Origin of the sequence: Tsuneonella troitsensis, assembly GCF_001441535.1 — a bacterium.
Taxonomy (GTDB): domain Bacteria; phylum Pseudomonadota; class Alphaproteobacteria; order Sphingomonadales; family Sphingomonadaceae; genus Tsuneonella; species Tsuneonella troitsensis.
This window is the reverse complement of the sequence record NZ_LMAU01000003.1, coordinates 17,507-40,015: the sequence shown is the minus strand read 5'-3', so window position 1 is coordinate 40,015 and position 22,509 is coordinate 17,507. Positions and strand designations below refer to the sequence as shown.

Here is a 22,509-nt window from a genome sequence, read left to right as displayed (position 1 = left end):
GGAAAGGCCGCGTGAACCAGGGTCCGCGCGGCCTTTCCGGCATTTTCAGACTTTTAGCGGGACATCAGTCCTTGAGGAAGTCGGGAATGTGGTTGTCGCCACCTTCCCGCGGACCTCGATCGCCGCGGTCCGAACGAGGACCCCGGTCGCCGCCACCGCGGCCTCCGCGATCGCCGCCACGTCCACCACGGTCGCCGCCGCCGCCGCCGCTGCGCGGTCCGCGACGATCGCCGCGGTCACCGCCACGATCCGGACGGGGTTCGCGCGGGGGACGGGTGTCCTCCAGCTCCTCGCCGGTTTCCTGGTCGACGACGCGCATCGACAGGCGAACCTTGCCGCGCGGATCGATCTCGAGGACCTTGACCTTCACTTCCTGGCCTTCCGACACGACGTCGGTCGGCTTTTCGACGCGCTCGTTGCGCATCTCGGAAACGTGGACGAGGCCGTCCTTGCCGCCCATGAAGTTCACGAACGCGCCGAAATCGACGATGTTCACGACCTTGCCGTCGTAGATCTTGCCGACTTCGGCCTCTTCCACGATGCCGGAGATCCACTTGCGGGCCGCTTCGATCTGGCTGAGGTCGGACGAGCTGATCTTGATCAGGCCCTCGTCGTCGATGTCCACCTTGGCACCGGTTTCCGCGACGATCTCGCGGATGACCTTGCCGCCCGTGCCGATGACGTCGCGGATCTTCGCCTTGTCGATCTGCATCGTCTCGATGCGGGGAGCGTGAGCCGACAGTTCGGTGCGAGCCGAACCCAGGGCCTTGGTCATCTCACCCAGGATGTGCGCACGGCCGGCCTTCGCCTGCTCGAGCGCCTTGCCCATGATCTCCTGCGTGATGCCGGCGACCTTGATGTCCATCTGCATGGTGGTGATACCCTTTTCGGTACCGGCCACCTTAAAGTCCATGTCGCCCAGGTGATCCTCGTCGCCGAGGATGTCGCTGAGGACGGCGAACTTGTCGCCTTCCAGGATCAGGCCCATCGCGATGCCCGACACAGGACGGGTAACCGGCACGCCGGCATCCATCATGCTGAGGCAGCCGCCGCAGACCGTCGCCATCGAACTCGAGCCGTTGGACTCGGTGATGTCGGACAGGACGCGGATGGTGTACGGGAAGTCGTCCTTTTCGGGCAACACGCTCTTGAGCGCGCGCCAGGCGAGCTTGCCGTGGCCGGTGTCACGCCGCGAAGGCGCACCGAAGCGGCCCACTTCGCCGACCGAGTAGGGCGGGAAGTTATAGTGCAGCATGAAGCGCTCGTAAGTCAGGCCTTCCAGCCCGTCGATCATCTGCTCGGATTCCTTGGTGCCGAGCGTGGTCGAGCAGAGCGCCTGCGTTTCCCCGCGAGTGAACAGCGACGAACCGTGCGCACGCGGCAGGACGCTGACCATCGCCTCGATCGGGCGAACTTGGTCGAGCTTACGACCGTCGATGCGGGTTCCGTCCGCCAGGATCGCGCCGCGCACGATGTCGGCCTCGATCTTCTTGGTCAGCTTGATCGCGGTCATGCGCTGCTGGCCGTCGAAGGTGTCGGCGGCATAGTGCGCCTTGACCTTGTCGCGAGCGGCATTGAGCATGTCCGAACGATCGGACTTGCTGGTAGTCTTGTAGGCCTTGGCGATGTCGTCGCCGATCATCGCCTTGATCGAAGCCTTCATGTCGGCGTTGCCGTCCTGCGAGGCGACGTCCCACGGATCCTTCGCGGCCTTTTCGGCCAGGTCGATGATCGCGTTCACCACCGGACGGATCGCGTCGTGTGCGAACATCACGGCGCCGAGCATTTCCTCTTCGGTCAGCTCCTTGGCTTCCGATTCCACCATCATCACGGCATCGCCGGTGGCGGCGACGACCAGGTCGAGACGGCCATCGTCGGCCAGCGCGGTCGCCTGCTTCGGGTTGAGGATGTACTCGCCATCCTTGAAGCCGACGCGGCAGGCGGCGATCGGACCCATGAAGGGCACGCCCGAGATGGTCAGCGCGGCCGAAGCGGCGATCATCGCCAGGACGTCGGGCTCGCACTCGCCGTCATAGCTGAAGACCTGCGCGATCACGTTGATTTCGTTGTAGAAGCCTTCGGGGAACAGCGGACGGACCGGACGGTCGATCAGGCGGCTGGTCAGCGTTTCCTTTTCGGTCGCCCCGCGCTCGCGCTTGAAGAAGCCGCCCGGGATGCGCCCGGCCGACGAGAACTTTTCCTGGTAGTGAACGGTAAGGGGGAAGAAATCCTGCCCTTCCTTCACGCTCTTGGCCGCGGTGACGGCGCACAGGACCACGGTTTCGCCGTAGGTCGCGAGGACCGCGCCATCGGCCTGACGGGCGATACGCCCGGTTTCCAGAGTGAGGGTCTTGCCGCCCCACTCCAGCGATACAGTCTTGGTGTCGAACATCTGGTTTTCCTTGCCCGCGCCGGCCCTATTGCAACGGCGCAGGTTTGCTGCCGGGTAATCCGTCCCGGTCCGGTGCGGGGCTCTTCGCGCCCCATGGGCCGTGCCGCCGGATGCGGCAGGCCGGATAAACGAAGGGGCGACCGAAGCCGCCCCTCCGAGAAACTCTTACTTGCGAAGCCCGAGCTTCGCGATCAGCGCGTTGTACCGCTCTACGTCCTTCTTCTTCAGGTACGCGAGCAGGCTGCGGCGCTTGTTGACCATCATCAACAGACCGCGGCGCGAGTGGTTGTCCTTGTGGTGGTCCTTGAAGTGCTCGGTCAGGTTGCGAATACGCTCGGTGAGGATCGCGACCTGCACTTCCGGCGAACCGGTATCGCCCGATGCCTGGGCGTTGTCCTTGATGATTTCCTGCTTCTTTTCGGCAGTAACGGTCATGTTTCGTCTTTCTTCGCGGTATCGGGGAGATTGAAACCCCTGACGACTTTCGCCGCCACCCCGTCGGATTCCATCAGCGCCACCGGAATACCACCGGCCGTGCCAAGGAAGAGCCCGTCGGGAAGGGCATGTCCGGAAACGACCCGGCCCTGACGGGCCGCCTGCGCGCTTTCCGGATCGAGAGGGTGGGCCGGGATACCGTCCAGCCCCGCCTCGAGCGGCAGGAGGTGGTCTTCAAGGCGCGCGCCCTTACCGATTTCGTTCAGCAAGTCCAGTGAAATCGCTGTCGCTTCGGCAAACGGCCCGGCCTTCGTGCGCCTGAGGTAGGTCACGTGACCGACCGTGCCAAGCGCGCGTGCGATGTCCCGTGCCAGGCTACGGATATACGTACCTTTGCTGACGTGCGCGATCAGGGTGACGCTGTCGGCCAGTTCGAGCGGAGGCGATGGATCGTATGGGTCGGAGCGGCCCGTCGTGGTGGCGAATGCCGAATCGACCGGCATGGCTGCCCTGTCATGGGCGAGGTCCAGCGAATGGATGGTGACCTGGCGCGGCTGCAGATCCACGTTTTCGCCCGCACGCGCGCGGTCGTAGGCGCGCTTGCCGTTCACCTTCAGCGCTGAATAGGACGGCGGCACCTGCTCAATCGCGCCGGTGAAGTGCCCCAGGATCGCCTGCACCGCGGCTAGCGGCGGACGGCGATCCGAGCGCGCGACGACTTCGCCCTCGGTATCGAGGGTATCGGTCTCCTCGCCGAAGGCGATTGTGAAGGCGTAGATCTTGCTGGCATCAAGCATGCGCCCGGCCAGCTTGGTCGCTTCGCCCAGCGCGATCGGCAGCACGCCTTCGGCCAGCGGGTCGAGGGTGCCGCCGTGGCCGACCTTGGGCATGTCCTTGCTTCTCGGGCCGTAACCCGCTTCGCGCAGCACGCGTTTGACCGCCCCGACCGCCTGGGTGGAGCCCAGACCGCGCGGCTTGTCGAGGATCAGCCAGCCGTGGACACCGCTCAAGCGCCGGCCACCCACTGGGCAAGGCGCAGGAACTGGCCCTGAACCCATTCGACTGGGACGCCGACGGTGTTCTCGATTATCCCGGCCTCGGGGAAAGCCCAAGTCGCCGCGATCAGGCCGATGAACAGCAGCATCCCGACGTTGCGCAGTTTCGCGTAGTGGTGCGCCATGCTGCGCGGCAACATCCCCTCGACGATGTGCGACCCGTCGAACGGGGGGATCGGCAGCAGGTTGAACAGGGCGAGGAAAACGTTGATCATGATGAACAACTGCAGCCCGCCGAACACGTATTCGCTCACGCCCACCGGCGGCGCCACGAGAGTTCCGGCATAGAGGCCCAGCAAAATCGCACCCAGCGCCGCAAGCAGGATGTTGGTCCCCGGCCCCGCCGCCGCGACGAGCATCATGCCAACGCGCGGATTGTTCAGCCGCGCAAAGTTGACCGGCACCGGCTTGGCCCAGCCGAAGATCGGCCCGCCGAACAGCGCCAGCGCGCCCGGCACCAGCAGCGTGCCGATCGGATCGACGTGGCGGATGGGATTGAGGCTCAACCGCCGTTGTTCCTTCGCAGTCGGATCGCCGAGCGCGAGTGCAGCCCACCCGTGCGCGACCTCGTGGAACACGATCGCGACGATCAGGCAGGGGATGAGGAGCAGCGCAAGCTGGATCGTTTCGGACATGCCGTTCATATGGGGTGCCCGCCCGAACCCGCCAGCGCCTCGCTGAAGTGCTTGCGACACAGCGCGACATAGCGGTCGTTGCCGCCGATCTCGGTCTGGGCGCCTTCCCGCACCGCCGCGCCGCTCGCGTCGACCCGCAGGTTCATCGTCGCCTTGCGCCCGCAGTGGCAAACGCCCTTCAGTTCCACGAGCTTGTCCGCGATCCCCAGCAGCGCCGCCGATCCGGGAAACAGCTCGCCCTGGAAATCGGTGCGCAGGCCGTAGCAGACCACGGGAATGCTCGCCTCGTCGGCCAGCCGCGCGCATTGCCAGACCTGGTCCCGCGTCAGGAACTGCGCCTCGTCGATCAGCACGGCATCGAGCGGTTCGGTCCAATGTGCCGCGCTCACCGCGGCCCACAGGTCGGTTTCACCGGAATAGCGGTGCGCATCCGCCTCCAGCCCGATGCGGCTGCGGACCATACCGTCGCTGCGGCTGTCGAGCTGCGCCGTCCACAGCATCGTGCGCATGCCGCGCTCGCGGTAGTTGAAGTCGGCCTGCAGCAGGGTCGAGCTCTTCCCCGCGTTCATGCTTGCGTAGTAGAAATAGAGCTTGGCCATCAGGCCGCGTCGTCCGGTTCATCGCCTTCGTCGAGATCGCGGGCGACCTTTGGATCGTTCAGCAGGCGCTCGATCCGCTCGGCCTCGTCGAAGCTTTCGTCGGGCTTGAACTGCAGCTTGGGGGCGAACTTCAGGCCGAGGCGCTTGGCGACCTCGCGCTGGAAGAACGCGGTGTTGGTCCGCAGCGCCTTCAACACCACCGCCTCGTCCTTGCCGAGCAGCGGTTTCACGTAGGCCGCGGCATTGCGGAGATCGGGCGTCATCCGCACTTCGGTAACCGAAACCGAGTGCGCGGTCAGCACGTCGTCGTGCACTTCGCCCCGCGCGAGCAATTCGGAAAGGATATGCCGCACCCGCTCGCCCACCTTGAGCACGCGGACGGACTGCTGTTCAGATGTCGTGGCTTTCTGCACCATAAATCAGGTCATCTTATCACGGATGCGCTTGAGGGACGTCATGTTGCGCGCGGTACCGCGGCATCCCAGCCGGCGTTGAAGGAACGGTCCGGTGAGACTGGATACTCCCGCCCCGTGGACATAGTCGAGATAAAGGACCCGCGGACCCAGCGCCAGCCGTTCGCTGCCTTTGCCGCGATGTTCGGCGAGCAGGGCGTCGAAGCTCTCCATCGATGGCTGCCCGTCGAGGAAGATCGAATGCACGAACTTGTCCTCGCCATGATCGGGGCCATCGCCGTGGAACGGGTTATCGTCGATCGCTGACGACAGTTCGGACCGATCAAGGACAACGACGAGGCTCGCGAAGCCGAACTCGCGCTGCACCATGTCCGCGATTCTCGCGGCGAGTGCATCGGCAGGTTCGCTGTCGTGATCGAACAACACGTTCCCGCTGGCGACGACCGTGGCGACATCGGAGAAGCCTTCGGCCTCCAGCGCCGCCCTGAGGTCGGCCATCTTCAGGCGATTCCCGCCGACGTTGACCGACCCGAGCAGGGCGACGTAGCGCGGCATGGCAGAAGCCCGAGCGGATTACAGAATCCGCTCGCGCTCCTCGACCTCGAACACCTCGAGCTGGTCGCCCGGCTTGATGTCGTTGGTATCGGCCAGCACGACGCCGCATTCGAGGCCCGCGCGGACTTCGTCGACGTCGTCCTTGAACCGGCGCAGCGACTGGATGGTCGTGGCCGAGACGATGACGTCGGCGCGGGTGAGACGGGCGAACAGGCCCTTGCGGATCGCACCTTCGACCACCAGCAGGCCGGCAGCCTTGTCCTTCTTGCCCGCGGGGAAGACCTGCTTGACCTCTGCACGGCCGAGCACGTTCTCGATCTTGAGCGGGCCGAGCACGCCGGCCATCTCTTTCGCGACGTCCTCGGTCAGGTGATAGATGACGTCGTAATACATCATCCGCACCTTGTCCCGCGCCACCAGTTCGCGTGCCTTGGGATTGGGACGGACGCCGAAGCCGACGATCGGCGCGCCGCTGGCAGCGGCCAGCGTCACGTCGCTCTCGGTGATCGCGCCCACCCCGGCGTGCAGCACGCGCACCTTGATGTCGTCGTTAGAGATGTTGTGCAGCGCGTTGACGATGGCTTCGGCCGAACCCTTCACGTCGGCCTTCACCACCACCGGCCATTCGACCACGTCGCTCTTGAGGTTCGAGAACATCGTGTCGAAGTTGGTCGGCGCCAGCGCGGTGCGCTTTTCGGTGGCCTTCGCCTGACGGAACGAGGCGACTTCGCGGGCGCGCTGTTCGTTCTCGACGACGGTCATCCGCTCGCCGGCATCGGGCACGCCGCCCAGGCCGAGAACCTCGACCGGAAGCGAGGGACCCGCTTCCTTGATCTGCTGGCCCTTGTCGTTGACCAGCGCGCGCACCTTGCCGCTCTCCGTCCCGACGACGAAGGTATCGCCCTTCTTGAGCGTGCCGCGGGTAACGAGCACGGTCGCGACTGGGCCGCGGCCCTTGTCGAGCTGCGCTTCGACCACGATCGCTTCCGCGTCGCGATCGGGATTGGCCTTCAGCTCGAGCAGTTCGGCCTGGAGCAGGATCTTCTCGACCAGCTCGTCCAGACCGGCACGGGTCTTGGCCGAGACTTCCACGTCCTGCACGTCGCCGCTCATCGCCTCGACGATGACTTCATGTTCGAGCAGGCGTTCGCGGATCTTCTGTGCGTTGTATTCGTCGCGGTCCGCCTTGGTGATCGCGACGATCATCGGCACGCCGGCCGCCTTGGTGTGATTGATGGCCTCGATCGTCTGCGGCATGATCCCGTCGTCGCCCGCGACTACCAGGATCACGATGTCGGTCACATTGGCGCCGCGCTGGCGCATTTCGGTGAACGCGGCGTGGCCCGGCGTGTCGAGGAAGGTGACCTTGTCGCCGCCCTTCGTGGTGATCTGGTAGGCGCCGATGTGCTGGGTGATGCCGCCGGCCTCGCCCTTCACCACGTCGGTCCCGCGCAGCGCGTCGAGCAGGCTGGTCTTGCCGTGATCGACGTGGCCCATGATCGTGACGACCGGGGGACGCGGCTGCAGCGTGTCCTCGGGATCGGTATCCACTTCGGCCACGATGTCGACGTCGCTTTCGGAGACGCGCTGGATGGTGTGGCCGAATTCCTCGACCAGCAACTCGGCCGTATCCTGGTCGATCGTCTGGTTGACCGTGACCATCATGCCCATGTTGAACAGCGACTTCACCAGGTCGGCGCCCTTCTCGGCCATCCGGTTGGCGAGTTCCTGCACGGTGATCGCATCGGGTACGACGACGTCGCGCACCTGCTTCTCGCGCTTCTGCACGGGTCCGCCGTGAAGTCGGCGATCCTTTTCGCGGGCACGCTTCAGCGCGGCGAGGCTGCGGGCACGGCGGCCCTCGTCCTCGTTGAGCGCGCGAGTGACGGTCAGCTTGCCCGAACGGCGATCGCCGGCCCCGCCCCGTTCGGGGCTCGGGCTGCCGCGCTTCTCTTCCTTCTTCTTCGGCTCGGGCTTCTTCGGCTCGGGACGGGCGACCGGCGTGAAGCGGCGCGCGGCAGGAGCCGGCGTCGCTGCGGATTCGCCACCTGCATCGGCTTGCTCGGCCTCACCGGCGTCGGCCTGCTCGGCGGCGGCTTCGGCCACCGGCTCGGCTTCGGTCGCAGGCTGGTTCACCACTGCGGCCTCGGCCTCGCGATTGGCTTCGGCGCGGCGCTTTTCGCCTTCGAGCGCGGCGGCGCGTTCCTCGGCCTCACGCGCCGTCTGTTCGGCGAGCGTCGCCAGACGCGCTTCCTCGGCTTCGCGCTGCAGGCGGGCAACGCGCTCCTGCGGGGTTTCGCCAGCGGGGGCGGCCTTTTTCTTCGGCGCGGGCGCTTCGGCGACCGGCGGTGGAGGGGGCGGCGGGGGAGGAGGCGGCGGCGGGGGAGGCGGCGGCGCGACCTCGCCCGGCTTCAACAGCTTGCGACGCTGCTTGACCTCGACCACAACCTTGTTGGTGCGGCCGTGGCTGAAGGTCTGCTTGACCTCGCCTGCGTCGACCGACCGCTTGAGGCCAAGCGGTTTGCGTTCGCGCGGAGTGTCGTTGCTATCGCTCATAAAACTCGTCTTCGTCCTTCGATCAATCGTCCAGAGCGGCAGGCGTATGCCTGTCGCCATCGGAAGCGGCTTGTCGGCCGCCTTGGAAATGTATCAGGCGCCCCAGCGCGAGCGAGACTCGCGCGGCAGCGGCTTCATCGGCCAGCGCCATATGGACGACGTTGTCGCGGCCCATTGCCACAGACAAAGCCGCCCGGTCCAGTGGCAAGGTCGTTCCCGCCTGCCCCGACCCTTCGGCATCGCTGCCCACGCGCCAGGCCTGGTCCAGCTTGCGGCTTCCGTCGGCGCTGGCATCGGCGGCGTGGAGCAGCAGTTCCACCGCGCCCCCACGGGCATTCTCCGCGATCCGGTCCGATCCCAGGATCAGGTGGCCTGCGCGCAGTTCAAGGCCCAGCCGGTCGAGCAGGGCCCGCTTAAGTCCTTCCTCGATCCGTTGGGGCAGGTCGTCGGGCACCGTCAACACGGCACCCTTGAAGGCGCGCGCCAGGGCGCCCTTCAGCTTGCCCTTGGCCATGGCCGTCTCGAGTTCCCCGCGCGGTACGCCCAGCCACGCGCCGCGACCCGGAGCCTTGGCATGAATGTCCGGCAGGACCAGCCCGTCGGGCGAGATCGCCAGGCGAACGAGCGCTTCGCGCGCACCATGCTCCCCCGAAAGGATGCACTTGCGCTCCGGATTGCTCCCCTCCCGCTTGCGAGAGGTGCCGGCGGTGGGCGCGTCTACAGGTGGCGGACCATCTGACTGGCCCACCCCTGACCCCTCCCGCAAGCGGGAGGGGGATTTAGCGATGTCGGGCGTCAGGCGCTCATTGTTCGGAGTCCGCATGCGCGGCCTCCTCGGATGCTGGCCCGGACGAATCCTCGTCGTCGAACCAGTGCGCGCGCGCGGCCATGATGATCTCGTTGCCCTGCTCTTCGGTCAGGCCGTATTCGCCGAGCACCCCGCCCTTGTCTTCCTGCTTCGGACGATCGGTGCGGAGGCGCGGACCGTCGGTAGCTGCCGGCTGGCGGCGACGCGGGGCCTCGCGCTTCTTGGCGATCAATTCGTCGGTGGCGAGGTCGGCAAGATCGTCGAGAGTCTTGATTCCGGCCTTGCCGAGCGTGACCAGCATCGCCTCGTTGAGGTGCGGAAGTTCGGCCAGCGCGTCCTCGACACCCAGGCCCTGCCGCTCGGTGCGATAGGCGGCTTCCTGCCGGTCGAGCGCTTCCTTGGCGCGGCTCTGCAGTTCCTCGGCCAGATCGTCGTCGAAGCCCTCGATGCTGGCGAGTTCGGCCAGCTCGACATAGGCGACTTCCTCGAGCTCGGCGAAGCCTTCGGCAACGAGAAGCTGCGACAGCGTCTCGTCCACGTCGAGCTCCTCCTCGAACATCTTGGAACGCTCGGCGAATTCCTTGGTGCGCTTCTCCGAGGCTTCTTCCTCGGTCATGATGTCGATCTGGTGACCGGTCAGCTGGCTCGCCAGGCGCACGTTCTGGCCGCGGCGGCCGATCGCAAGGCTAAGCTGGTCGTCGGGCACCACCACTTCGATCCGCCCGTCGTCCTCATCGAGCACGACTCGGCTGACGGTGGCCGGCTGGAGCGCATTGACGACGAAGGTCGCGGTGTCCTCGCTCCAGGGAATGATGTCGATCTTTTCGCCCTGCAATTCCTGCACGACGGCCTGCACGCGGCTGCCCTTCATGCCGACGCAGGCGCCGACCGGGTCGATCGAGCTGTCGCGGCTGATCACGCCGATCTTCGCGCGCGAACCCGGGTCACGGGCGGCGGCCTGGATGGTGATGATACCGTCGTAGATTTCGGGCACTTCCTGCGCGAACAGCTTCTTCATGAAGTCGGGATGCGCGCGGGACAGGAAGATTTGCGGGCCGCGGTTGTTGCGCTCCACCTTGGTGATGAGCGCGCGCACGCGCTCGCCCGGACGGGCGGCTTCGCGCGGAATCTGCTGGTCGCGGCGGATGACGCCCTCGGCCCGGCCGAGGTTGACGATCACGTGGCCGAATTCGACCGACTTGATCACGCCGGTGATGATCTCGCCCGCACGGTCCTGGAACTCCTCGAACTGGCGCTCGCGCTCGGCGTCGCGGACCTTCTGGAAGATGACCTGCTTGGCACTCTGCGCGTCGATGCGGCCCAGATCGACCGGGGGCAGCGGATCGACGATATAATCGCCTACCTTTGCATCGGCCTGCAGCTTCGCGGCCTGTTCGAGGTTCACCTGCTTGAAGTAGTCATCGACTTCCTCGACCACCTCGACGACGCGCCACAGGCGCAGATCGCCGGTCATCGGGTCGAGCTTGGCGCGGATGTCGTTCTCGTTGCCGTAGCGCGAGCGGGCGGCCTTCTGGATAGCCTCTTCCATCGCTTCGATGACGATCGCCTTGTCGATCATCTTCTCCGAAGCGACCGAGTTGGCGATCGCGAGCAGTTCTGCCTTGTTGGCGGAAATCGAACTGGCCATTGTTCCTAGTCTTCCTCTGCTTCGAGCACTTCTTCCTCGGCACCAGTGGTGTCGAGCGGTCGGGTCGCGGCGATCAGCGCGTCGGTGAGGACGAGCTGCGCCGTATGGATCTGGTCGCGGGGCACGGTGACGTCGCCCGCCTTGCGATCGACGATGGTCACGGCATCGCCTTCGATGCCCTTGAGGTCGCCTTTAAGCACGCGCTGGCCCTCATAGTCCTTGGCCATGACGATCCGCGCTTCGTGTCCTGCCCAGTTGGCGAAATCCTTCGCGCGGGTGAGCGGACGGTCGATGCCCGGGCTCGACACCTCGAGGTGGTAGGCGCCTTCGATCAGCACTTCGCCGGCTTCTTCGCGCGCGTCCATCATGTCGGACACGCGGCGGCTCAATGCGGCGCACTGGTCGATGATGAGCTGCCCGGTCGCCGGATCCTCGGCCATGATCTGCAGCGCCTCGCCGCCGTCGCCGGCTTCCGAAGGCATCATCTTCACGCGCACGAGATCGAGCCCGAGCGCGGCGGCTTCGGGTTCGATCAATTCTGCAAGGCGCGCGATATCGGCCATTCGGATTCCTGGTTGCGACTGCCGCAAGCGCCTTCGGTGCCGGCCCCTGTCGGCGCCAGCCCCTCAGTCTCGCGATGTCGGGATTGGCCGGGCAGATAGGCGCACCCGGCGCCGAAGGCAAGTGCGATCGGAATGCGTGCTACTGGCTGCCCCAATCGTCCGCTTCCGGCTCCGCGTCCGGATCAACGTCCGCTTCGTAATCTTCCGCACCCGTTCTCGCAGCTGTGCTGGCGTCGGATTGCACGGTAGTTCGGGGGCCCGTTGCAGCGGTTCGCGGAGCCTGCTTCGCTGGATCGACGCACGGCTCTCCTCCGGGCGCCTGCAACGATGGAATCTTGATGCTCAGCGGATTGGCCTTGCAGACAATAATCGAAATAGTCTCGCCGACTTCGATATTGTCCAGCTGACCTGGGCGCCCCAGAGCGTTCTTACGAACCGTCCGCCGCTCGCCGAGGTTGTCGGTGTATTCCACCGCGATCATACCGTTCAGCATAGGATGGTCGCGCGGCTTTACGTCGACGACGACGGCGGTCTGCTGTTCGTACAGCATTGCCATGCCCACGATCGCGCCGCCATAGACGACCAACAGGCCACCAAACCATTTTCCGACTTCAGTCTGGAGGAGGAAGTAGACTCCCGCCACCAGCACTCCGGCCAGCCCCAGGCAGCCGATCTTCCGCTTCGACATCCGGTTGCCCTCAACCACCAAAAGCCGACCGCAAGGCACTGATGGCGACGAATACCGCGACAATCGCGGCGGCAAGGGTCGCCCGGTAACGACCGCTCTTGAAACCCGAAAGCGTTTTCAGATAAGCTTCCCGGGACCTGCCTTGCCGCACCGCAAATGGCACGACCATCGCCATCATCGCGGTGATAATGACCAACGGCAAGATCGACGCCTTCATCCGCGCAGCAAATGATCGATTTGGGTTACGACCACAATCGCCAGGACCGCGGCGATAACGAATACTGCCCTCGGTTTGGCGATCCGAAGGTCGCCGCCCAGTTGCCGCATACGATCGGCTTCCGCCCTCGCGGCCCTTTGGGCAAACGGCCACACGCCCAGCAGCAGAATTGGCCCTGCCAGCAAGAGCAAAACGGGCATCAAGCCTTCCATGACCGCAGCATAGCCGAGTTGCTACTGACGTTCGGTTAATCGCCTTCATCGATCTGCATCAGGCCATGCTTGCGAATGCAATGGCGTAACTGATCGTATGTCAGCCCGAGCGCTCTGGCGGTCTGGCGCTGATTCCAGCGGTGGCGGCCGAGCGCGCTTTCGACGATCGCGCGTTCGTGCGAGTCCACCGCCGCGCGCAGGTCTTCGATCGAATCAAAGTCGGGCGCCGCCTGGTGCGGGGGTGACTGGGTCTGACCCTTCTGTGCATCCTTGGGCGCCGCGGTGAAGGCCGGCTTCCATGGACTGTCGAACGGATCGAACACGATGTGAGCGATGGGCGTTTCGGCATCGCCCCAGCGATAGACCGCGCGCTCGATCACGTTGCGCAGTTCGCGCACGTTGCCCGGCCACAGATAGTTGTGGAGCTGTTCGCGAACATGATCGGCAAAACCGGGCCACTTCTCCCACCTCAGCTCGCTGGCCATGCGACGACCGAAGAATTCGGCCAGCACCGTCACGTCTCCGTCGCGCACCCTGAGCGGTGGCAGCGTGATGACCTCGAAGCTCAGGCGGTCGAGCAGGTCGGCACGAAAGCGGCCTTCGTCGGCCAGCCGCGGCAGGTCCTCGTTGGTGGCGGCGACGATCCGCACGTCGACCCGCATCGGGCGGTTCGATCCGATCCGCGTGACCTCGCCGTACTCGACCGCGCGCAGCAAGCGCTCCTGTGCCTGCATCGAAAGCGTCGCGAGCTCGTCGAGGAACAGCGTACCCTTGTCCGCTTCCTCGAACCGGCCGGGACGGGCGCGGGTGGCCCCCGTGAAGGCGCCGGCCTCGTGCCCGAACAGCTCCGCCTCGATCAGTGTTTCGGGGAGCGCGGCGCAGTTCATCGTGACCAGCGGTTCTTCCCACCGGTTCGACAGGCGATGAAGACGCTCGGCGATAAGCTCCTTGCCCGTTCCGCGCTCACCGATCACCAGCACCGGACGGTCCATCGGCGCGGCCTGGCTCGCGCGGTCGACCGCGTCCAGAAAGGCGTCCGATTGGCCGATGAACTGGCTTTCCCGTTCCACGCCCCAACCAATAGCGAAAAATCCCAACAGTCGGCAATGGGGACCATCATGTCGTTCGTCGAAAAGCGCTCCTCATCCGTAAATCACAATTGGCACGCGCCTTGCTGATTGGTGAACGTAATCCAACGGGAGGTATCCATGTTCGACCGCCGCTTCTTGCAAACCCGCCTCGGCCATGCCGCCATGGCGAGCGTTGCCGCAATGGCGCTGTTCGTCGCGCTGAGCGCGCAGATCCAGGCGACCCCGGCCTATGCCGGCGACCGCCTGATCGTGACGACGGAACTGGCATGAACAAGCCGACATCATCCGATGGCCTTGGTAGCGACCCCTTAGGGCCGGAGCGCGACGAAACCCCCCTGCGCGGATCCCAGTCCTCCCGCGCCGACGATGCTCCGGCCCGCCACCAGCAATTCACGCATGGTTCGCGCCTCGACGCCGAAGTCGAGCGCCTGCGCCGCAGCCCCACCCCCACCCAGTCCCCCAACCAATCGCAAGCACAACGGGACATCGCCAATTACGGAGTCGCCTTCATGGGTATCTTCAGCCGCACCCGGGATATCATCGCGGCCAACTTCAACGAAATGCTCGACAAGGCGGACGACCCGACGAAGATGATCCGCATGATCATCCTCGAGATGGAGGAAACGCTGGTCGAAGTCCGCGCCAGCGCCGCGCGCACGATCGCCGACCAGAAGGAAATGCACCGCCACACGGTAAAGCTTGAACGTCTGCAGGCCGATTGGTCCGAAAAGGCGCAGCTCGCGCTCAGCAAGGATCGCGAGGATCTGGCGCGCGCAGCGCTGGTGGAAAAGAAGAAGGCGGCCGACATGGCTGAGCAGCTTCGCCAGGAGATCGCCGTGCTCGACGATGCGCTGCGCGCTTACGAGCAGGACATCGAGAAGCTGCAGGTCCGCCTGCGCGAAGCGCGCAGCCGCCAGACGGCGATCGCCGCGCGGCTCGAAAGCGCGGAGAACCGCGTCAAGCTGCGCAGCCTGATGACCAACGAACGCACGGACGAGGCGCTGGCGCGCTTCGACCAGCTCGAACGGAGGGTGGATTACGCGGAAGGCCGCGCCGACGCGCTGTCGATCGCCGACGGCACCGGCAAGCCGACGCTGGCCGACGAGATCGCCGCGCTCGCGGGCAAGGACCAGATCGACGACGAACTCGCCGAAATGAAGCGCGCGCTCGGCATGGATGACAAGGCCGGCAACGGCGACAAGGAGTAAGGGGCAATGGATTTCGACGTCGTCATAGTGATGGTCACGCTGTTCATCGGACTGCCGTGGATCATCCTGCACTACATCACGCGGTGGAAGACCGCCGCCACCATCACCACCGACGACGAAACGTTGCTGGAAGAGCTCTACAGCCTGGCCAAGCGGCTGGACGAGCGGATGGACACCGTCGAACGACTGGTTGCCAGCGACGACCCCTCGTTCAGGCCCGCCCGGCTGACTCACGAGCGTGAGATCGACGACGAGCCGCTGCGCGAATTCGACCGCCTGCTGGCCGAAAAGAAAGCCGAGAAGAAGGGAGCCCTGAAGTGAACAGCCCGCGCACCACGCTTTATCGCGACAAGCAGAATGCCAAGCTGCTGGGCGTCTGCTCCGGGATCGCGGACTACACCGGCGTCAACGTCATGTGGGTCCGCCTGGCATTCATCTTGCTGCTGATCACCGTCGCGCCGATCCTGCTTCCTGGCTACTTCGTCGCAGGCCTGTTGCTGAACAAGAAGCCGCCACACCTCTATGTCGACCAGGAAGAGACCAAGTACTGGCAGCGCGTGCGGCAGAGCCCGAAGCGCACGGCGCGCGAAATCCGCGGCAAGTTCCGCGAGATCGACCGCCGCCTGGCGGACGTCGAAACCTATTACGTGACCAGCAACCCGCGCCTGTCCGCCGAAATCGAGCGACTGCGCTGAGGACCTGAAGGGGGAGGAATACCAATGGAAGGCACCATCGCAGTCTTCATTCCGATCATTGCGCTGATGATCCCGATCGTCGCGATCTGGACCAAGCACCAGCAGAAGATCGCCGAGATGCAGGTCCACACCACCGCCGATGCGACCGCCGAAAAGGCAGCCCAGTACGCCAGCAAGATCACCGCGCTGGAAGACCGTGTCCGCGTCCTGGAACGCATCGTGACTGACAAGGGCTACGACGTCGCCACCCAGATCGAGGCCCTGCGCGACCAGAGGCGTGTCGACGAATCGGATAGCGGCGTCTCGATCGAAACCCTTCGCCGGGAGCGCGTGTGATGGACTGGGGCGGCCCCGCTTTCGTCATTGCTATCATCGCCGTGAGCACGGGCGGTTGGCTGATCAACAACTGGATCCGCGCGAAGCACGGCTACTCGCTCGAAAACGAGTGGGGCGGAATGACCGAACCCACCGAGTCGAAGGCAAGTGCCGAGCTTAAGCGCGAGAATGCCGCCCTGCGCGGTGAGCTGAAGACCGTGCACGATCGTGTCGCGGTGCTTGAGAGGATCGTCACCGACAAGGGTTACGGCGTGGCCGAACAGATCGAAGCCCTGCGCGACGACCGCCAAGCCAGCGGAGTGTCGATCGACACCCTTCGCAAGGAGCGCGTGTGATGGAATTCACCGACTTCATTCCATACCTCGGCTTCCTGATCGCCGGCGGCATTGCGCTTGGCGCGGCAGGGATCGCGGCATCGGTCCATACCACCAAGCTGAAGATCAAGAACGGTTACCCGCTCGAAGGAATGTGGGGCCAGTCATTGAAGCCGCACACCGACAAGGAAGCGATGGCGCGGGTCCATCTCCTCACCCAGGAAAACGCCCAGCTCAAGGCCGAACTCGGCGCAATGCGCGAGCGGCTGGAAACGGTGGAGCGGATCGTGACCGACGGCGGTTATCGCCTCACGCACGAAATCGAACGCCTGCGTGACGGCAAGGAGAAGGTGCAATGAACATGTGGGTCGCCCTCGTGATCATCGTCCTGGTGACGATGGGTGCAGCGGTCATCATGAAGCGTTACGAGACGCTGGGTCGGACCGAGCGCGCGAAGGGCGCGAGGGATGCCGACGAGCGCCTTCTGGCCGAACAGCGTGAAGCCGAGCAGCGCGAGATCGCCGAGCTTCGCGAACGCATCAAGGTGCTCGAACGCATCGCGACCGACAGCAACTCCGCATCTGCCCTCGAGACGCGCCGCGTGGCGGACGAGATCGAGGCGCTTCGGACCACGGAAAATTCGTAACGGCCACGGGTTCAAGGGAAGACCAACGTCATGATCACCGACCAGATCATTACTGCTGCGACCTCGCTTACCGCGATCGCCATCGTCGCATTCGCAATGCTGCGTGGCTGGCAGGGCTGGCTGACGCTCAAGGAGCACGAGCTGGAACGCATCGTCGCGGACGCCCGCCATGACGGCGCCCAGCGAAACGAGCGTGAAACCGGCAGTGCGCTGGGCGCCGCGCGGATCGAGATCTCGGACCTGAAGGAGCGAATCCGCAAGCTGGAAGCCATCGCCAGCGGGGTCGATCTGTGAGCGGCCCGGCCACCAATGCGGCTCAGGCCGGGATCGGCCTCGGAAGCGCGATCGCGGTTGCCATATCGTGGTCGCTCCACAAGTCGATCCTGTGGGCGATCGTCCAGGGGTTCTTCGGCTGGTTCTACGTCATCTATTACGCCTTCACCCGGCCCGGCGGGCTGGCGGGATAGGACCGGCTGGGCTAGAGGCGCGCGCCATGCGCACCGCCTCCCGGCCCTTGGCCGACATCGCCGAAGAATACGACTTCCTCGACACCGACGACCGCTATCGCCTGCTCATCGATCTGGGGCGCGAGCTGGAGCCGATGCCCGATGCGCTCAAGACCGATGCGACGCTGGTGCGCGGCTGCTCCGCCGCCGTCTGGGTCTATCCCACCGGCGATGCGGCCAAGCTGCATTTCCTCGCGGACAGCAACGCCGCGATCACCAAGGGCATCGTCGCGCTCGTCATTGCGGCCGTGCAGGATCGCCCCGCCGCCGAAGTCGCCGCGATGGATATCTCCGGAGCGCTGGCGCCGTTCGACCTCAAGAACCAGTTGAGCTCGAATCGCACCCAAGGGGTCCCCAACATGATCTCCCTCGTGAAACGGCACGCCGAGCGTATCGCTGCCGGATAGCTCCCAAGGCATGCGCGTTGACCTCGATAGGAAGAGGTATACGATGCGCGGCGACTGGAGATTGCCGATGGCCCGCGCATTCCACTTCCTCGCTTTCGCAGCAGCCACCACCTTCGCGGTGCCGCTCGCGGCGCAGGACGCCGCCGAAACCGCGATCATCCTTAGCGGTACCGGGCAGGCGCAAGGCAAGGCGCAGAAATCGCTCGGATCGTCGATATCCCGATCGATGGGCAATGCCGCCAACGCGGTCGCCGCAGCCAACCGGTCCCGCGTCCAGCCTTCTTCGGTAACCACTCATCCGCGCCGAACCAGAGGCGGCGCCAACTTCGCGATACCGCTTCCTGCCGACGTCGATCCGCTCGAGCGGACCGATGCGCCATCCTATGTCCTGGGCAATGGGTCGACCATCCGGGTGAGCGGCGGCCTCAGGCGCGCCGGTGTCAAGGCCGCAGAGGCACCGCCGAAGCCTTAGCGGAGCATTTGGGTCAGTAGCCCACGCTATCCCGCACCACGGCAATTCCAGCCTCGCGCTGGCGTTTGAGTTCGGCTTTCAATTTGGCGGGATCACGGGCGAACACGAAGCCGAAGCTGACCCCGCCTTCCTTGCCGATCGTCGCGTGGTGCAGCTTGTGCGCCTGCACCAGCCGCTTGGCGTATCCGCGCTTCGGTACCCAGCGGAAATACCGCTGGTGGACAAGTCCGTCGTGCACCAGCGTGTAAATGATCCCGTAAACTAGGATCCCGATCCCGATCCAGGTCGCCGGAATCCACGCGGCATCGCCGAGCACGAGCGGGCTGCCCCAGACGAACATCGAGATACTCATCGCAGCGCCGACCAGCGCATACAGGTCGTTCTTTTCCAGTACGTTGTCGTGCGGTTCGTGATGGTCGCGGTGCCACGCCCAGCCGAACCCGTGCATCACGTACTTGTGGCTGCTCCATGCGACGAGTTCCATCGCGAGAACGGTTGCAATGACGACGACGACGGGGACGATCCAGGCCATGCCGATCATATAATGTGCCACGCCCGAAGGTGCGACCATTCTTTCATCCAGCTCACTATTCGGTTTCCGCTTCGTTCATATTGAAAGGCCCAAACCTGAACGTGAGGCCGAATCAGCGGCTGAAGAAAAGGAGCACCCCCATGGGTATTCGCACCAAGCTCATTGCCTCGGTCCTGGTCGGCAGCGCCGCGCTTGCCACCGCCATCCCGGCCCAGGCACAGAATTACTCGCAGTCGCGCGACTGGCAGAACGATCGCTACGACCGAGATGACCGCTACGAAGATCGCCGCGACGATCGTCGCTACGATCGCTGGGATTCGCGCGGTCAGGCCAATGCCCTCCGTACGCAGATCGCGCAGCTTGAACAGCGCGTCCGCCGGACCGACAACCGGGACCGTATCTCGGAACGCGAAGCGGCGAGTCTGCGCCGTGCGGTCTACGAACTGCGCCAGCAGTATAACGTCTACAGCCGCAACGGGCTTACCCAGCGCGAAGCGCAGGTCCTGCAGCAGCGGATCCAGCAGGTGCGTCAGCGCCTTGCCTACGAACGTCGCGACAACGACGGTCGCCGCTGGTAATCGCTGAATTGTGAAACGATAGGGCGTCCCACCGAAAGGCGGGGCGCCCTTTTCGCGTTCAGTCGGCGGGGAAGAAGAAGCGCGAGATTTCCTCGCCGATGCGCGCGGGGCGCAAGGTCCCGGCATCGACGCAGCACCAGCTCGAACGGACTTCGGCCAGCACTTCCTCTCCGCGCTCGATGACCGTGTGATAGAACGCGCGAGCGCCGTGGATCTTTTCCAGGACGGTGCGGGCAATCACGTCGTCTTCCAGGAACGCGGGACGGCGATAGGTAATCTCGTGCTTGAGGGCGACCCAAAGACGCTCTGCCACCGCATCGGGCGGCGCCAGGTCTTTCCAGTGCGCGAGCACGGCGTCCTGCACCCAGCCCAGATAGCGGGCGTTGTTCACGTGCCCCATGAAATCGATATCGCCGGGGACGATCCGAATCGGGAAATGGAAGGGGGCTGCTGACATATCTGTAAGTTAGTCGCAAACCCGTTGCGTTTCCATGACCGGGGCGAAGTTTATTCGATCCGGAACCTCACAACCGTTGCGACACGCCAACCTTTGGGCATGGCGCGGGCAAGATTTCCCATCTTGTCCAGCCCCGTAACGCACGCCTAGCCAATCCCACATGGCCAGCCGCCCCCGTACGCTTTACGAAAAGATCTGGGACACGCACGTCGTCGAGACCCGCGACGACGGAACCGCGCTCATCTACATCGACCGGCACCTCGTCCACGAGGTCACGAGTCCGCAGGCGTTCGAAGCGCTGCGCGTTTCGAACCGTCCGGTCCGCCGTCCCGACCTGACCCTGGCCGTTCCCGATCACAACCTCCCCACGACCGCACGGACCGACGCGGCGGGCAACCGCCTGCCGATCGCCGACCCGCAAAGCGCCGCCCAGCTCGCCGCGCTAGAAGCCAATGCCCCGGCCTTCGGCATCCGCTACATCGGCGCGACCGATGCATCGCAGGGAATCGTACACGTGGTCGGTCCCGAACAGGGCTTCTCGCTTCCCGGCGCCACGATCGTTTGCGGCGACAGCCATACCGCCGCCCACGGCGGCGTCGGTGCCCTTGCGTTCGGTATCGGCACCAGCGAGGTTGAGCACGTCCTTGCAACCCAGACCCTGCTCCTCCGTAAGTCGAAGACGATGGAGGTGCGGGTCGAAGGCGACCTCGGCCCCGGGGTAACCGCCAAGGACCTGATCCTGCACATCGTCGGCGTGGTCGGCACGGCGGGCGGAACCGGCCATGTGATCGAGTACCGCGGTCCCGTGTTCGAGACGATGAGCGTCGAAGGCCGATTGACGGTCTGCAACATGAGCATCGAGGCTGGCGCACGGGCCGGATTGATCGCGCCGGACGACAGGACCTTCGCCTATCTCAAGGGTCGGCCGCTGGCCCCCTCCGGCGCCGATTGGGACCGCGCCGTCGCCTGGTGGCGCTCGCTTCCGACCGATGAGGGCGCACAGTTCGACAAGTCGGTAGTCATCGACGCGACCGCAATCGAGCCGACGGTGAGCTGGGGCACCAGCCCCGAAGACGTCGTTCCGATCGGCGGCAGCGTTCCGGCGCCAGAGAGCTTCGCCGACCCGTCGAAGCAGGATGCCGCACGCCGCAGTCTCGCCTACATGGGTCTGGAGCCGGGCCAGCGCATGACCGACGTTTCGATCGAAAACGTCTTCATAGGAAGCTGCACGAACAGCCGCATCGAAGATCTGCGCGCCGCCGCCGAAGTGCTGCGCGGTCGGCGCAAGGCCGCCGGGGTGAAGTGGGCCATCGTCGTTCCCGGATCGGGCCTCGTGAAAGCACAGGCAGAGGCCGAGGGGCTCGACAAGGTATTCATCGACGCTGGCCTGGAATGGCGCGAGCCGGGCTGTTCCGCGTGTCTCGGCATGAACCCCGACAAGGTGCCGCCGGGCGAACGGTGCGCATCGACCAGCAACCGAAACTTCGTTGGCCGCCAGGGACCGGGGTCGCGCACCCACCTCGTATCGCCCGCGATGGCGGCGGCTGCGGCAGTCACCGGGCGCTTGACCGATGTGCGGGAACTCGTGAAACAGCCGGCATGATCGGCCAATGCTTGTGCAACCGGGTTTCCATCGAAGTGGAAAAGGCACCGGAATTCATCAACGTGTGCAACTGCAAATTCTGTCGCGGGATGGGCGCGGCGTGGGGCTACTATTTGCCCGCCGACGTCTCCATCACCGGCACGACCGCCGCTTATGGTCGACAAGACCTGGGCGAACCGCAGGCGCGCGGCCATTTCTGCCCCACGTGCGGCTGCACCACCCACTTTGAGGTCATTCTTCCGGGCGCGGAGGGCACCGGCGTGAACACGCGCCTGTTCGCCCAAGAAGAGCTCGAGGGAATCGAGGTGCGCTATTACGATGGGCGGTCGCGGGAGCGCGGTGACAGCGAAGTCCCCTGCACCGCAACCGGCAGGATCGGCGACGGCATGGCGTTTTGAGGCGGGCATCCTTCGCTCCGGTTGCCGCACCCGATGCGCGGGTCCTGATTCTCGGCAGCCTGCCCGGCGAGGCATCGCTAGCGGCCCGCCAATATTATGCCCATCCCCGGAACCTCTTCTGGCCTCTCGTGGGCCACGCGGTCGGCATCGATCTGACACCGCTGGAATACGAAGATCGCCTTGCAGTCCTGCAGGCGCGGCGGATAGCGCTTTGGGACACGGTCGAGTCGGCATGGCGCGAGGGCAGTCTGGATGCGGCGATCCAGCAGGCCGAACACACCCCGTTGGCCGAACTGATCGAGAAACTGCCCGATCTGCGTGCGGTCGCTTTCAATGGTCGCAAGGCGGGTGCGATCGGACGCGCCCAGCTATTGGAATGTCCTCTTGCGCTGATCGATCTTCCGTCTTCCTCGCCCGCCTACGCAGCGATGCCTCTCGCGCAGAAAGAGCGACTTTGGGCGCGACTAGGCGATTTCCTGTGATGCCCCCT

The 22,509-nt window shown here is 65.1% G+C and carries 33 protein-coding genes; 16 read left to right on the top strand and 17 right to left on the bottom strand.

Annotated features, from left to right (window positions below; translation table 11 throughout):
* Window positions 1–64: 64 nt before the first annotated feature.
* The 15 genes from pnp to pspF form a co-directional block, all read right to left on the bottom strand.
* Window positions 65–2,392, bottom strand: a complete 2,328-nt coding sequence (gene pnp / locus AR323_RS06965; RefSeq protein WP_057883261.1) for a polyribonucleotide nucleotidyltransferase — start codon at window positions 2,390–2,392, stop codon at window positions 65–67.
* A gap of 165 nt (window positions 2,393–2,557) precedes the next feature.
* On the bottom strand, window positions 2,558–2,827 hold the full coding sequence (rpsO, locus tag AR323_RS06960) for a 30S ribosomal protein S15 (protein ID WP_057883260.1): 270 nt from the start codon (window positions 2,825–2,827) through the stop codon (window positions 2,558–2,560).
* Window positions 2,824–3,837: a tRNA pseudouridine(55) synthase TruB gene (gene truB, locus AR323_RS06955; RefSeq protein ID WP_057883711.1), complete on the bottom strand. Its 1,014-nt coding sequence runs from the start codon at window positions 3,835–3,837 to the stop codon at window positions 2,824–2,826. The genes rpsO and truB overlap by 4 nt, the downstream gene beginning before the upstream one ends.
* The gene (locus AR323_RS06950; protein WP_083495336.1) at window positions 3,834–4,517 is read right to left on the bottom strand and encodes a site-2 protease family protein; all 684 of its coding nucleotides are present in this window, start codon (window positions 4,515–4,517) and stop codon (window positions 3,834–3,836) included. Before AR323_RS06950 ends, truB begins: the two co-directional genes overlap by 4 nt.
* A gap of 5 nt (window positions 4,518–4,522) precedes the next feature.
* Window positions 4,523–5,116, bottom strand: coding sequence for a thymidine kinase (locus AR323_RS06945; RefSeq protein WP_057883258.1), 594 nt, complete (start codon window positions 5,114–5,116; stop codon window positions 4,523–4,525).
* On the bottom strand, window positions 5,116–5,532 hold the full coding sequence (rbfA, locus tag AR323_RS06940) for a 30S ribosome-binding factor RbfA (protein ID WP_057883257.1): 417 nt from the start codon (window positions 5,530–5,532) through the stop codon (window positions 5,116–5,118). The genes AR323_RS06945 and rbfA overlap by 1 nt, the downstream gene beginning before the upstream one ends.
* 3 nt (window positions 5,533–5,535) lie before the next feature.
* Window positions 5,536–6,084, bottom strand: coding sequence for a DUF1697 domain-containing protein (locus AR323_RS06935; RefSeq protein ID WP_057883256.1), 549 nt, complete (start codon window positions 6,082–6,084; stop codon window positions 5,536–5,538).
* Between the two features lie 18 nt (window positions 6,085–6,102).
* A complete protein-coding gene (infB, locus tag AR323_RS06930; RefSeq protein WP_057883710.1) occupies window positions 6,103–8,640 on the bottom strand; it encodes a translation initiation factor IF-2 in 2,538 nt (845 codons plus the stop codon).
* Between the two features lie 22 nt (window positions 8,641–8,662).
* Window positions 8,663–9,463 (bottom strand): DUF448 domain-containing protein, encoded by an 801-nt coding sequence (locus AR323_RS06925; RefSeq protein ID WP_083495280.1) that lies wholly within the window; start codon window positions 9,461–9,463, stop codon window positions 8,663–8,665.
* The gene (gene nusA / locus AR323_RS06920) at window positions 9,444–11,096 is read right to left on the bottom strand and encodes a transcription termination factor NusA (RefSeq protein ID WP_057883254.1); all 1,653 of its coding nucleotides are present in this window, start codon (window positions 11,094–11,096) and stop codon (window positions 9,444–9,446) included. Before nusA ends, AR323_RS06925 begins: the two co-directional genes overlap by 20 nt.
* A 5-nt stretch (window positions 11,097–11,101) precedes the next feature.
* The gene (rimP, locus tag AR323_RS06915) at window positions 11,102–11,659 is read right to left on the bottom strand and encodes a ribosome maturation protein RimP (RefSeq protein ID WP_057883253.1); all 558 of its coding nucleotides are present in this window, start codon (window positions 11,657–11,659) and stop codon (window positions 11,102–11,104) included.
* A 139-nt stretch (window positions 11,660–11,798) separates the two neighbouring features.
* Window positions 11,799–12,365 (bottom strand): PrgI family protein, encoded by a 567-nt coding sequence (locus AR323_RS06910; protein ID WP_152980310.1) that lies wholly within the window; start codon window positions 12,363–12,365, stop codon window positions 11,799–11,801.
* The gene (locus AR323_RS06905) at window positions 12,358–12,564 is read right to left on the bottom strand and encodes a hypothetical protein (protein ID WP_057883251.1); all 207 of its coding nucleotides are present in this window, start codon (window positions 12,562–12,564) and stop codon (window positions 12,358–12,360) included. Before AR323_RS06905 ends, AR323_RS06910 begins: the two co-directional genes overlap by 8 nt.
* Window positions 12,561–12,776, bottom strand: a complete 216-nt coding sequence (locus AR323_RS15110; RefSeq protein ID WP_057883250.1) for a hypothetical protein — start codon at window positions 12,774–12,776, stop codon at window positions 12,561–12,563. The genes AR323_RS06905 and AR323_RS15110 overlap by 4 nt, the downstream gene beginning before the upstream one ends.
* 35 nt (window positions 12,777–12,811) lie before the next feature.
* Window positions 12,812–13,846: a phage shock protein operon transcriptional activator gene (gene pspF, locus AR323_RS06895; RefSeq protein WP_057883249.1), complete on the bottom strand. Its 1,035-nt coding sequence runs from the start codon at window positions 13,844–13,846 to the stop codon at window positions 12,812–12,814.
* A gap of 138 nt (window positions 13,847–13,984) precedes the next feature.
* On the opposite strand from pspF, the gene AR323_RS14940 reads away from it, so the two are divergent.
* The 12 genes from AR323_RS14940 (at window position 13,985) to AR323_RS06845 (ending at window position 18,451) form a co-directional block, all read left to right on the top strand.
* On the top strand, window positions 13,985–14,137 hold the full coding sequence (locus tag AR323_RS14940; protein WP_164461511.1) for a hypothetical protein: 153 nt from the start codon (window positions 13,985–13,987) through the stop codon (window positions 14,135–14,137).
* The gene (pspA, locus tag AR323_RS06890; RefSeq protein ID WP_235510489.1) at window positions 14,134–15,075 is read left to right on the top strand and encodes a phage shock protein PspA; all 942 of its coding nucleotides are present in this window, start codon (window positions 14,134–14,136) and stop codon (window positions 15,073–15,075) included. The genes AR323_RS14940 and pspA overlap by 4 nt, the downstream gene beginning before the upstream one ends.
* A gap of 6 nt (window positions 15,076–15,081) precedes the next feature.
* A complete protein-coding gene (gene pspB, locus AR323_RS06885; protein WP_057883248.1) occupies window positions 15,082–15,396 on the top strand; it encodes an envelope stress response membrane protein PspB in 315 nt (104 codons plus the stop codon).
* Window positions 15,393–15,770 carry an envelope stress response membrane protein PspC gene (gene pspC / locus AR323_RS06880; RefSeq protein ID WP_057883247.1) on the top strand — a complete coding sequence of 126 codons (378 nt, stop codon included), beginning with the start codon at window positions 15,393–15,395 and terminating at the stop codon, window positions 15,768–15,770. Before pspB ends, pspC begins: the two co-directional genes overlap by 4 nt.
* A 24-nt stretch (window positions 15,771–15,794) precedes the next feature.
* Window positions 15,795–16,106, top strand: coding sequence for a hypothetical protein (locus AR323_RS06875; RefSeq protein WP_057883246.1), 312 nt, complete (start codon window positions 15,795–15,797; stop codon window positions 16,104–16,106).
* Window positions 16,106–16,441, top strand: a complete 336-nt coding sequence (locus AR323_RS06870) for a hypothetical protein (protein WP_057883245.1) — start codon at window positions 16,106–16,108, stop codon at window positions 16,439–16,441. Before AR323_RS06875 ends, AR323_RS06870 begins: the two co-directional genes overlap by 1 nt.
* A complete protein-coding gene (locus AR323_RS06865) occupies window positions 16,441–16,779 on the top strand; it encodes a hypothetical protein (RefSeq protein WP_057883244.1) in 339 nt (112 codons plus the stop codon). Before AR323_RS06870 ends, AR323_RS06865 begins: the two co-directional genes overlap by 1 nt.
* A complete protein-coding gene (locus AR323_RS06860) occupies window positions 16,776–17,066 on the top strand; it encodes a hypothetical protein (RefSeq protein WP_057883243.1) in 291 nt (96 codons plus the stop codon). Before AR323_RS06865 ends, AR323_RS06860 begins: the two co-directional genes overlap by 4 nt.
* Window positions 17,067–17,096: 30 nt before the next feature.
* Window positions 17,097–17,360: a hypothetical protein gene (locus tag AR323_RS06855; protein ID WP_123321789.1), complete on the top strand. Its 264-nt coding sequence runs from the start codon at window positions 17,097–17,099 to the stop codon at window positions 17,358–17,360.
* A complete protein-coding gene (locus AR323_RS14935) occupies window positions 17,357–17,533 on the top strand; it encodes a hypothetical protein (protein ID WP_164461510.1) in 177 nt (58 codons plus the stop codon). Before AR323_RS06855 ends, AR323_RS14935 begins: the two co-directional genes overlap by 4 nt.
* Before the next feature lie 26 nt (window positions 17,534–17,559).
* Window positions 17,560–17,979, top strand: coding sequence for a SufE family protein (locus tag AR323_RS06850; RefSeq protein WP_057883242.1), 420 nt, complete (start codon window positions 17,560–17,562; stop codon window positions 17,977–17,979).
* A gap of 67 nt (window positions 17,980–18,046) precedes the next feature.
* Window positions 18,047–18,451 (top strand): hypothetical protein, encoded by a 405-nt coding sequence (locus AR323_RS06845; protein WP_057883241.1) that lies wholly within the window; start codon window positions 18,047–18,049, stop codon window positions 18,449–18,451.
* A gap of 13 nt (window positions 18,452–18,464) precedes the next feature.
* On the opposite strand, the gene AR323_RS06840 is transcribed toward AR323_RS06845, so the two are convergent.
* Complete coding sequence (locus AR323_RS06840; RefSeq protein ID WP_057883707.1) at window positions 18,465–18,983, bottom strand: sterol desaturase family protein; 519 nt, start codon at window positions 18,981–18,983, stop codon at window positions 18,465–18,467.
* A gap of 140 nt (window positions 18,984–19,123) precedes the next feature.
* Here AR323_RS06840 and AR323_RS06835 point away from each other — a divergent pair, with 140 nt between their 5' ends.
* The gene (locus tag AR323_RS06835) at window positions 19,124–19,561 is read left to right on the top strand and encodes a hypothetical protein (RefSeq protein WP_057883240.1); all 438 of its coding nucleotides are present in this window, start codon (window positions 19,124–19,126) and stop codon (window positions 19,559–19,561) included.
* A 58-nt stretch (window positions 19,562–19,619) separates the two neighbouring features.
* On the opposite strand, the gene AR323_RS06830 is transcribed toward AR323_RS06835, so the two are convergent.
* Window positions 19,620–20,018, bottom strand: coding sequence for an acyl-CoA thioesterase (locus AR323_RS06830; RefSeq protein WP_057883239.1), 399 nt, complete (start codon window positions 20,016–20,018; stop codon window positions 19,620–19,622).
* A 160-nt stretch (window positions 20,019–20,178) separates the two neighbouring features.
* Between AR323_RS06830 and leuC the strand changes: the two genes are divergently transcribed.
* The 3 genes from leuC to AR323_RS06815 are packed head-to-tail and all read left to right on the top strand — an operon-like array spanning window position 20,179 to window position 22,501.
* Window positions 20,179–21,621 carry a 3-isopropylmalate dehydratase large subunit gene (gene leuC / locus AR323_RS06825; RefSeq protein ID WP_057883238.1) on the top strand — a complete coding sequence of 481 codons (1,443 nt, stop codon included), beginning with the start codon at window positions 20,179–20,181 and terminating at the stop codon, window positions 21,619–21,621.
* Window positions 21,618–22,019, top strand: a complete 402-nt coding sequence (locus AR323_RS06820) for a GFA family protein (protein ID WP_057883237.1) — start codon at window positions 21,618–21,620, stop codon at window positions 22,017–22,019. The genes leuC and AR323_RS06820 overlap by 4 nt, the downstream gene beginning before the upstream one ends.
* Window positions 22,016–22,501 carry a DNA-deoxyinosine glycosylase gene (locus tag AR323_RS06815; RefSeq protein WP_057883236.1) on the top strand — a complete coding sequence of 162 codons (486 nt, stop codon included), beginning with the start codon at window positions 22,016–22,018 and terminating at the stop codon, window positions 22,499–22,501. Before AR323_RS06820 ends, AR323_RS06815 begins: the two co-directional genes overlap by 4 nt.
* The last annotated feature ends 8 nt before the right edge of the window (window positions 22,502–22,509 follow it).